This window comes from Streptomyces sp. NPDC091416, from assembly GCF_044756845.1.
In the GTDB taxonomy this organism is placed as follows: Bacteria; Actinomycetota; Actinomycetes; order Streptomycetales; family Streptomycetaceae; genus Streptomyces.
The window spans coordinates 5,986-13,344 of record NZ_JBIVTU010000017.1; the positions used below are offsets into that span (position 1 = coordinate 5,986).

Consider the following 7,359-nt stretch of genomic DNA (forward strand, 5'->3'; position numbering starts at 1 on the left):
GGCCACCCGCCCACACCCCCCCCCCCCCCCCCCCCCGCGGCGGGGGGGGGGGGGGGGGGGGGGGCGCCCCCCCGGGGGGGGGGGCCCCCCCCCACCCCCCCCCCCCGGCCGCGCCGGCGGCTATTCGCCCTGGCCGCCCGGCCAGTTCGAGGACTGCGCCGCCCAGCCCCGATGCCGCAGTTCCTGCGCGAGCGCGTGTTCCGTACCGGCGGCCACCGCGAGACTCGCCCGCCCGAGCAGCTGCTTCGCCGAGTGGTCGATGCCGATGTCCTCGATGTTGGCCCCGGCCGCCGCCACATCGGTGAACAGCCGGGCCAGTTCTCCGGGGCTGTCCCCCACGGAGACCTCCACCGCCGTGAACGCGGCATCGGGAACCCCGTGCTTGCCGGGGATCCTGGCCCGCCCGTCCACCCCGCGCTGCAACGCCTCGGACAGTTCCGGCTCACCGCCACGTCCCTCGGCGGACCGCCGCAGCGCCGCCACCGCTTCGAGCACATCGCCGGCGAAGGCCTCCAGCACATCGGCGACCGGCCCCGCGTTCGCCGACAGGATGTCCGTCCACAGCGCCGGGCTGCCCCCCGCGATGCGGGTGACATCGCGCAGCCCCTGCCCGGCCAGGCGCAGCGCCGACTCGTTCCCGTCCAGGAGACGGGCCGCGGCAAGGCTCGCGATCAGATGGGGGGCGTGCGACACGAGCGCCACCGCACGGTCGTGGTCCTCGGCGTCGAACAGCACGGGCGTGGCCCCGCACAACGCCGTCAGTTCCAAGGCGCAGTTGAGCGCCGAATCACTGGTGACGGCGGACGGCACCAGCACCCAGGGGCGCCCCTCGAAGAGATCGGCGCGCGCGGCCAGCGGCCCCGACCGCTCACCCCCGGCCAGCGGATGCCCGCCCACCATGGACGTCATGTCACATCCCAGCGCCTCGATCCGCTCGCCCGGCAGGCCTTTGACGCTCGCGACATCCGTGTAGAACCGGGCCGTTCCCCGCTTCTGCAGCATCGCGAGCACCGGCGCCACCTGGACCGGAGGCACCGCGAGGATCGCGATGTCCGCCACCTCGCGCGGCTCCTCGGCCCGCCCGGCGCCGAGCGCCTCGGCGGTCTGCAGCGCGGCGGGATCGGCGTCGGCCAGATACGTGGTGATGCCCCGCTCGCGCAGAGCGAGGGCGATGGACGTGCCGATCAGGCCGGTTCCGGCTATGACTGCGGTGCGCATGGGAAACGGGACTCCACTTCGAGACGTCGGGAATGCGGCCGGTCAGCCGTTGGGACGGTCCGCCACCAGCGCGGCGAACCTTTCGAGCCCTTCGTCGATCTGTTCCGGAGTGACCAGGCTGTACGACAGCCGGATCTGCCGTTCCGCCGTGTCCTCCGTGCTGAAGTACCGCATGGGCGTCCACAGCACGCCGTAGTCACGGGCCGATGTTTCGAGCAGCTTCTCGTCGGCGGGGAACGGCACGTCCAGCACGAGGAAGAAGCCACCGCGCGGCGTGTTCCAGCGCACTCCCGAACCGCCGTCCGCCGGGAAGTGCCGGCGCAGCCCCGCGAGGAGCCGCTCCAGGTTGCCCCGGTACACCGCGATCTCCCGCTCGTTGGCCTTCAGGAGACTGTTCCCGTACGTGAGCAGCTTGCCGGCGATGACCGCCTGGGCGATGGGCGAGGTGTTGACCGTGACCATGCTCTTGATCTTCGAGAGCTGGTCGGCGAACAGCCCCACTTCGCCGTCCGCGCCCGTCACGCTCTGATCGGCCACCGCGAACCCGATGCGGGCGCCCGGCAGACCGGTCTTGGCGAACGACCCCAGATAGACGACCCGGCGGTGCGTGTCGAGGGCCTTCAGCGTGGGCAGCCGTACGCCGTCCGCACTGAAGTAGCCGTACGGGTTGTCCTCCAGGAGCAGCAGGTCCTCCTGGACCGCGAAGGCCAGGACGGCCTGCCGGGTCTCCAGGTCCATGCTCGTGCCGGCCGGATTGGAGAAGTCGGGCACCAGGTAGCAGGCGCGTGGCCGCAGCCCGTTCGCGCGCGCCTCACGGACCGTGGCCGCGAGGCTGTCCAGGTCGACCCCGTGCGGGCCGCCCGCAACTTCGAGCACTGGCATGTCGACCAGCCGGGCCGCGCCCTTCAGACCGACGTAGCTCGGCGAGACGGCCAGCACGACGTCGCGGTCGTCCCTGCGCAGGGCGCGCAGCACCAGGAACATCGCCTCCTGGCAGCCCACCGTGACGACCACGGACCCGGCGGGCACCGAGATGTCCTCGTCCGCCCGGAGGTGGTCGGCGATCAGCTCGTGGATGATGCCGTTGGTGCGCCCGTACTGGAAGAAGGTGCGCCGCACCTCCTCGTCGCCGTAGCCCTTCTCCTCCCTCAGGTACTGCTCGAAGCGGCGCAGGTAGTCGTGGACCTGCCCGGTCTCGAAGAAGCCCTCGAAGGGCCGGCCCGGCGCGAACGAGATCGCGCCGGGGTGGAGATGGGCGATTTCGTTCAGGAAGTTCATGGACCCCAGCGCGGGGTCCTCCAGCGAGCCGTGCAGGTGCGCGGTGCTCAGCCGGGCGGCGCCCGCGTCAGCGTATTCGGTCGTCACGGTCGGCAGCGTGGTCACCGCGGGATCCCTTCGTCATGTTTCGTCGCCCGGCCCACCGGCAACGGGCCTCTGCCGGTACGCAGCCGGCCCGCGTCGCTCACGTTCGCGCAGCCCGCCAGACCGAGGGCGTCGCGCAGCTCCGCCGCCAGCAGACCCAGTACCGCGCGCGCCCCGGCCTCGCCGCCCGCCGCGAGCCCCCACAGCAGCGGCCGGCCCACGAGGACTCCGCTCGCGCCGAGCGCCAGCGCCTTCAGCACATCGACGCCGCTGCGGAATCCGCTGTCCACCAGTACCTCGATGCGCCCGTCGATCGCGGCACACACCGCTTCGAGCGCGTCGACGGCCGGGATCGCGCCGTCCAGCTGGCGCCCGCCGTGGTTGGACACCACTACGGCGTCCGCACCGCATTCGGCGGCGCGCACGGCGTCGTCCGGATCGAGGATGCCCTTCACGATCAGGGGCAACTCCGTCCGGGACCGCAGCTCCCGCACGTCCGCCCAGCTCAGTGACGGCGCGAACGCCGTGCTGGTGTGCGAGGCGAGGGCCGATGCGCCAGGAACCGCACGGTGCGCCTCGGAAGCCGTGTCCACGGCGAAGTTGGCGGCCCGGACCTCGGGAGGCAGCGAGAAGCCGTTGCGTACGTCCCGCAGCCGCCGGCCCATCCACGGCACATCGACCGTGAGGACCAGGGCCGAGCAGCCGGCGTCCTCGGCCCTGCGCACGAGCTCGTACGCCAGGGCGCGGTCGCGCAGCCAGTAGAGCTGGAACCACGTGGTGGCGCCCACCGCGGCGACCTGTTCCAACGGGAAACTGCTCAACGTCCCCACGGTGAACGGGATTCCGGCGTCCTTCGCCGCACGGGCCGCCGCCAGCTCGCCCTCGGGGTGGACCAGCTGGTGGTATCCGATCGGTGCCGTGGCCACCGGCATCGCCACGTCACGGCCCAGGAGCGTCGAGGCAGTCGAGCACGCCGAGACGTCCCGCAGGGCACGCGGAACCAGCCGGACGCGGTCCAGAGCCGTACGGTTGGCCGCGAGTGTCAGTTCGGCACCACTGCCACCGGACACGAAGTCCCAGACCGGCCGGGGGAGCACGGCGGCAGCGGCCTGCTCCACCTCACCGATGCTCACCGCTGCCGGAACCGTGCCACCGCTCGCCGTGCCACCGCTCACCGCGTCAGCCCGATCTCGCGCTGCCGCTCCACCTCGACCGCCTCGTACAGCGCCTTGATGTTGGAGCTGCCGAAGGTCTCGGCGCCGATCCGCTCGATGACCTCGAAGAACAGGGTGCGCCGGGCGTGCGTCGAGCGCGTGAAGATCTGGAACAGCTGGCCGCCGTGGTCCTCGTCGACGAGGAGGTTCAGCTCACGCAGCTCGTCCAGCGAGTGCTTCTGGAGCGAGAGCCGTTGCCCCAGCAGCTCGTAGTACGCGGCGGGTGTCTTCAGGAAGCCGACCTCACGCTCCGACAGTGTGCGGACCGTGAGGGGCGCGTCGTCGCTGGAGAACGCGATGTGCTGGATGCCCGCACCGTCGTGGTTCTTGAGGAACTCGTCGATCTGGCCGGCGTCGGCCGACGGGTCGGGCTGGATGATGGTGAAGGTGATCTCGCCGGACGGGCTCTGCACCACCTTCGACAGCATGGCCTGCGTACCGACGGCGATCCTCTCCTCGAAGATCTCCGAGAAGCCCAGGACGTCCTGGTAGAAGCGGACCGTCGGATCCAGCTCCCCGATGTTCACGCACACGGCGAAGTGGTCGATCTCCAGCAGCCCCACGCCGCGGTCGGACGCCTCCGCGTGCTCCACCGGCCGGAAGCCGGCCGGCAGCCCGGCGGTGTCGGAGGCCTCCCGCTCGACCAGCGGGTGCGTCAGATCTCCGAACGCCCCCACGGTCGCGGTCGCGAGGACCCCGCCTCCCTGGTGGCCGGCCACCCCGGCCAACGACCGCGCACCCCGCCCGACGGCCTCCGCGTGGGCGGCCGCGACATCATCCGTACGCAGGGCGATGGCGGAGACACCGTCCCCGTGGCTGAGCACGTACAGGGACGCGGGGTGCTCGTCGCTGACTCCCTCGGTCAGGACCAAGGAGATCCGGCCCTGACGCAGCGCGGCACTGCGGAACCCCTCCTCGGGGGAGCCCGCGGTGCCCACCACCGTGAATCCGTAGCTGTCGACCCAGTGACCGACCTTGGCGTCGAGGTCCTTGACGTACAGCTCGACGTGGTCGAGGCGCAGACCGTCGAGGTGGCCGGTGCCTGCGGTGCCGGGCGCCGCGGGGGCGGTCGATATCGCGTCGGAGGTCGGTTCGGAGGTCGGTTCCGAGGCCGGTGCTGAGGACATGGTGATCCTGTTCTCGTGTAGGGGAGCGGGGAGCAGGGGGTTCAGCAAGCAGGTCCGTGGCGTTCCGGGCCGGGCCCGCCGGGCCGGGCCCGCCGGGCCGGGCCCGCCGGCGGCGCGGCGGGCACCCGGGCCGTCAGTCGGACATGGCGACCAGAATCCGGCGGGGACCGGTGAACGGCCGACGCCCGTGGCCCACCAGCACGTTGTCGATGAGCAGGAGGTCACCGGTGTGCCAGTCGACGTCGACCGCCGCGTCGAGCCCCTTGTCCCGCACCTCGATCACGTACTCGTCCGGGATCGCGCTCCCGTCGGCGAACCGCACGGACTGCGGCAGCTCCTCCTCGGGCAGGATCTGCGCGAGCTCGGCCGCCATCTCGTCACCGAGCGCGGCCGGGTGCCACTGATCGGACTGGTTGAACCACACCTCGACTCCCGTCACCGGGTGCCGCACGGTCGACGGGCGCAGCTGCGTGACCCGCAGCCCGCCGTCCCCGCGCCATTCCCACTCGGCCTCCGTGCCCTTGAGGAAGGCCTCGACCTCCGCCCGGTCATCGGTCTCGAAGGTGTCCTGCCAGCTCTTGCCCAGCCCTCGGCCGCCGTGCAGGTTCTGCGAGTAGCGGACACCGCCCGCGAAGGCCTCACGGATCGCCGGATCCAGCGACTCCAGCCACAGCGTGCCGTCCACCACCGGCGTGGCCCCGCCCGTCGTCGGCTCGTGCGCCGCGAAGAACAGCAGCCGGGACGGCCATGCGTGCGCGTACGACAGCTCGTTGTGCATGGAGATCGTCAGCTCGGGCGGGTACTCCGTCGAGGTGTAGATGTTGCTGCCCACCTTGCTGCGCGGCGAGTTGCCGTGCACGTAGGCGAGCCGGTTGGGCAGCAGAAGGTCCATCGCCGGTTCGAGTGTGCTCTCCGAGACCTGGAAACCGCGGAACACCAGCGCCTTCTCGGCGATGAGCATGCTGCTGATCTTGTCGGTGTCGGCCAGGAACTCGGCCAGACCCGCCGGAGTCGATTCGACACCGGCCTCATCCGCGGTGATCTCCAGCGGCTTCCAGCCGTGCTGCTTACTCATGGGGACCTCAATTGGCTCAGGGAAGGAAAATGCGAAACACGCCACCGGCCCCCGGACGGGCGACCGGCCCGAACGATGACCGGACCGAACGATGACCGGACCGAACGGCGATCAGCACCGAACCGGGATCAGTGCCGAACCGGGATCAGTGCCGAACGGCGGTCGGCGCCGGACGATGACCAGCGCCGACGGTGATCAGCGCCGGACGGTCAGTCGGTCCGAGACGGTCCGGAAGAACTCGATGATGCCCTTGTTCACCGAGTCCGGATCCTCCAGATATCCGTAGTGACCGCATCCGGGAATGACCTCGAAGGAGGCCCCCGGAATCGCCTCGGCCACCTCACGCCCCAGCTCGGGCGGCGTGACCAGGTCGTCCTGGAACGCGATGACATGACACGGGACGGTGATGCTCCGGTACGCGGGCAGGCGCGACGGAGTCGGATCGAGGCCCAGCTGCGCACGCTCCCCGGCGACGTTCCCGGACGTGGCCTCCAGAACCTCCAGCCAATCGCTCACCTCCACGTCGTTCAGGAGCGAGCGCGGCGACAGATTCCGCATCACCTGGACCACCGCGTCGAACTTCGGAGGAAGCCGCACCCCGGAGTCGTACAGCTCGATCTCCGCCCGCGTCAGCGCCCGGCGCATGGCATCCACCCGCCCCCGGGTGGCAAGGAGCACGGCGCTCTGCACGAGATCAGGACGCCGCAGGGCCAGTTCCTGGACGACGTACGAACCCAGAGAGGTCCCCACGAGCCGGCAGCCCTCCAGACGGAGGTGCCCGATCAGGCAGACGACGTCGTTCACCATGTCTTGGATGGTGAACCCGTCGGCGCAGGGGCCACTGGGGGCGATCCCGCGGTTCTCGAAAGTGATGACCCGATAGCCCGCGTCGACCAGCGCGGGAACCTGGTGCAGGTGCCACGCCCGGCCGGTGGCGCCCGACCCCATCACCATGACGACGGGCTCGCCGGTACCACCGGAGTCCTCGTAACTCAGACGAATTCCGTTGACCGGAACGATTGGCATGGCGATCTCTTTCGCTCTGGGATGCGTAGGTGGTTGGTGCTGCCGTGGGGGGTGAGGGGTGGGGCGCGGGACGGGCGTCAGGGGGTGGAGTTCATCGCCTGCACGAGGCTGTTCGGCCGCATGTCGGTCCACTGCTCATTGATGAAGTCGAGGCAGGCCTGCCTGCCGCTGTCCGCGAGAGCGACCGTCCAGCCCTCCGGCACGTCGGCGAACACCGGCCACAGCGAGTGCTGCAGCTCGTCGTTGACCAGTACGTGGTACGTACCCTCGGGGTCCTCGAAGGGGTTGGACATCTCTTCTGCTCCCTGTTGCTTCGGTGGCTGGGACTGCTTGTCGG

Annotated in this window: 7 protein-coding genes; all 7 read right to left on the bottom strand. The window is 70.9% G+C overall.

All coding sequences use genetic code 11. The features are described 5' to 3' along the window. Positions 1-120 precede the first annotated feature (120 nt). The gene (locus ACIQMX_RS35860; protein ID WP_363078523.1) at positions 121-1,218 is read right to left on the bottom strand and encodes a prephenate dehydrogenase; all 1,098 of its coding nucleotides are present in this window, start codon (positions 1,216-1,218) and stop codon (positions 121-123) included. 42 nt (positions 1,219-1,260) lie between these two features. Then, positions 1,261-2,583, bottom strand: coding sequence for a PLP-dependent aminotransferase family protein (locus tag ACIQMX_RS35865; RefSeq protein ID WP_402484382.1), 1,323 nt, complete (start codon positions 2,581-2,583; stop codon positions 1,261-1,263). A gap of 14 nt (positions 2,584-2,597) precedes the next feature. After that, the gene (locus tag ACIQMX_RS35870) at positions 2,598-3,713 is read right to left on the bottom strand and encodes an alpha-hydroxy acid oxidase (protein ID WP_402484384.1); all 1,116 of its coding nucleotides are present in this window, start codon (positions 3,711-3,713) and stop codon (positions 2,598-2,600) included. Between the two features lie 38 nt (positions 3,714-3,751). After that, a complete protein-coding gene (gene hppD / locus ACIQMX_RS35875) occupies positions 3,752-4,921 on the bottom strand; it encodes a 4-hydroxyphenylpyruvate dioxygenase (protein ID WP_402484386.1) in 1,170 nt (389 codons plus the stop codon). A gap of 133 nt (positions 4,922-5,054) precedes the next feature. Then, positions 5,055-5,996 carry a TauD/TfdA family dioxygenase gene (locus ACIQMX_RS35880; RefSeq protein ID WP_363078515.1) on the bottom strand — a complete coding sequence of 314 codons (942 nt, stop codon included), beginning with the start codon at positions 5,994-5,996 and terminating at the stop codon, positions 5,055-5,057. A gap of 195 nt (positions 5,997-6,191) precedes the next feature. Beyond that, positions 6,192-7,022, bottom strand: a complete 831-nt coding sequence (locus tag ACIQMX_RS35885) for an alpha/beta hydrolase (RefSeq protein WP_363078513.1) — start codon at positions 7,020-7,022, stop codon at positions 6,192-6,194. 77 nt (positions 7,023-7,099) lie between these two features. Next, entirely contained in the window at positions 7,100-7,315 is a 216-nt protein-coding gene (locus ACIQMX_RS35890; RefSeq protein WP_363078511.1) for an MbtH family protein, read from the bottom strand. Between the last annotated feature and the right edge of the window lie 44 nt (positions 7,316-7,359).

Excerpts from the sequence above, each read along its gene's own strand:
- ACIQMX_RS35890 (WP_363078511.1), bottom strand. The coding sequence starts at position 7,315 with ATGTCCAACCCCTTCGAGGACCCCGAGGGTACGTACCACGTACTGGTC.
- ACIQMX_RS35860 (WP_363078523.1), bottom strand. The coding sequence starts at position 1,218 with ATGCGCACCGCAGTCATAGCCGGAACCGGCCTGATCGGCACGTCCATC.
- ACIQMX_RS35885 (WP_363078513.1), bottom strand. The coding sequence starts at position 7,022 with ATGCCAATCGTTCCGGTCAACGGAATTCGTCTGAGTTACGAGGACTCC.
- hppD (WP_402484386.1), bottom strand. The coding sequence starts at position 4,921 with ATGTCCTCAGCACCGGCCTCGGAACCGACCTCCGAACCGACCTCCGAC.
- ACIQMX_RS35880 (WP_363078515.1), bottom strand. The coding sequence starts at position 5,996 with ATGAGTAAGCAGCACGGCTGGAAGCCGCTGGAGATCACCGCGGATGAG.